Source organism: Nostocoides vanveenii (genome assembly GCF_039531165.1).
GTDB lineage: Bacteria > Actinomycetota > Actinomycetes > Actinomycetales > Dermatophilaceae > Nostocoides_A > Nostocoides_A vanveenii.
The window spans coordinates 1-1642 of record NZ_BAAAPN010000078.1 but is presented as its reverse complement, the minus strand read 5'-3'; the positions used below and the strand labels follow the sequence as shown (position 1 = coordinate 1642).

The 1642-nt window shown below is 68.9% G+C and carries 1 protein-coding gene; it reads right to left on the bottom strand.

The window, feature by feature from the left end:
• Window positions 1-17: 17 nt before the first annotated feature.
• Entirely contained in the window at window positions 18-1493 is a 1476-nt protein-coding gene (locus ABD209_RS15585) for an IS1634 family transposase (RefSeq protein ID WP_425564697.1), read from the bottom strand.
• Window positions 1494-1642 lie beyond the last annotated feature (149 nt).

Genomic DNA, 1642 nt, shown 5'->3' with positions numbered 1-1642 from the left:
GCCTGAGTTCGGCCAAATTAGTGCGCAACCCGGACACGGTGGATGGCGTTCAGAGCGGCCGCGAGGTCGTCGGGTAGCGGTTCCTCGGCGGTGATGGTCTGCTCGCCGGCTTGGATCTCGATGGTGCGGTAGCGGCGGGCGGTCCGCACGAATTTCCTGATGCTCCAGCCGGTTTGGTCCTCGACCCACCTGCTCACAGCCAACGCTGCGAACACGACGCTCAGGTGCGCCTGGATGCTCTCGCGCTTGTGGTGGAAGATCGGGCGGGCCTGCAGGTCGTGCTTGGACATCCGGAAGCTCCGCTCGATCTGGAAGAGCCGGTGGTAGGCGCCGATGACGAAGTCGGCGTCAGCGACGGCGGGGTCGAGGTTGGTCACGTACGCCTTGATCCCAGCCAGCGACCTGGCCTTGGCCTCCAGCGCACGGTTGACGGACTTGCTGGCCCCGGTGAGGGTGACGAACCGGTTCCGTTTGACCGGCGTCTGGCCCTTGACGGCCTTCTCGGCCTTGGCGACCTGCTCGTCGATCCCGCGCAGGGTGCGCCGGGCCCGGTCGTGCTTGTACTGGTAGTAGAACGTGTGGTCGCGGCGGGCATCGGTCGGGCCGGCCGGCCAGGGCTGGGTGAAGACGTGCCCGTCCGGGATCTCGGCGTCGGGGTGTCGCTTCCGCCAGGCGGTGATGACGTACGGCTCCTGGGGGATCCTCGCTCCGATGATGAACGACAGGCCGGCGGCCTCGATCGCCTTCTTGTTCGCCTCGGACACCATCCCGGCGTCCGCGACGATCGTCACGTCCGGCAGGCCGTGCGCGGCCATGAACGCCTGGATCGTCGGGATCATCGTGAGGGTCTCGGCCTTGTTTCCCTCGAACGCCTCGACCATCAGCGGGAAGCCGGTGTGGTCGGTCAGCAGCCCGATGGTGATCTGCGGCTCGAGCCGGCGTTCCTTGGAAAAGCCTGGCTCGCGGAACCCGTCACCGGCGTCGGTCTCGAAGTAGAGCGTGCTCACGTCGTACAGGACAAGGCTGGCCGGGCCGAGCCCGGCCTGCCGAGCGCACGCGGCCGCCAGCTTCCTGCGGAAGTCCTCCTGCGCGAAGACCGGCAGGCGCCGGGTCACCGTCCGGTAGGCCGGCGCGCTCACGCCGACCTCCTCCAACACCCGGGCCGAGTCCAGCTTCGAGGTCGGCTCGATGATCCGCGCCAGCACCAGCCCCCGAAACACCTCGTCGCCGGCCGCGACCTCGAACCCCAGGACCCGGTAGGCGTGCTCGAGCGCGTCCCACAAGTGCCCCATCCGCGAGGACGTGATCGGCAACGGGCCACCCTGCCGCGGCGCCAAGCCGCTCAGGCCGAGGTCGAGCTCGCCCTGCCCGGCGGCCAGCTTCTGCCGCGCGGCCGCCTTCAACAGCTCCAGCTCGGCCTGCGTGTGCGCCGACCCGATGTGCCCCATCGTCCGGGCGCCTCGCCGGTTCGAGAACACGATCTGCACCGCCATCGCCCCCGACGAGGTCTTCACAGTGCGCACGTACGGGGCCACGAGGACACGATAGGACCCCCGGCTAGTGCACAAATCCCGACCGTCGCGACCACAAACCTGCAGGTCAACCCATCGCCGACCCGAGCAGGCGGCGAAAGTGGCCTAAG

Bases quoted from the DNA above. Each gene is read 5' to 3' on its own strand.
- ABD209_RS15585 (WP_425564697.1), bottom strand. From the start codon at position 1,493: ATGGCGGTGCAGATCGTGTTCTCGAACCGGCGAGGCGCCCGGACGATG.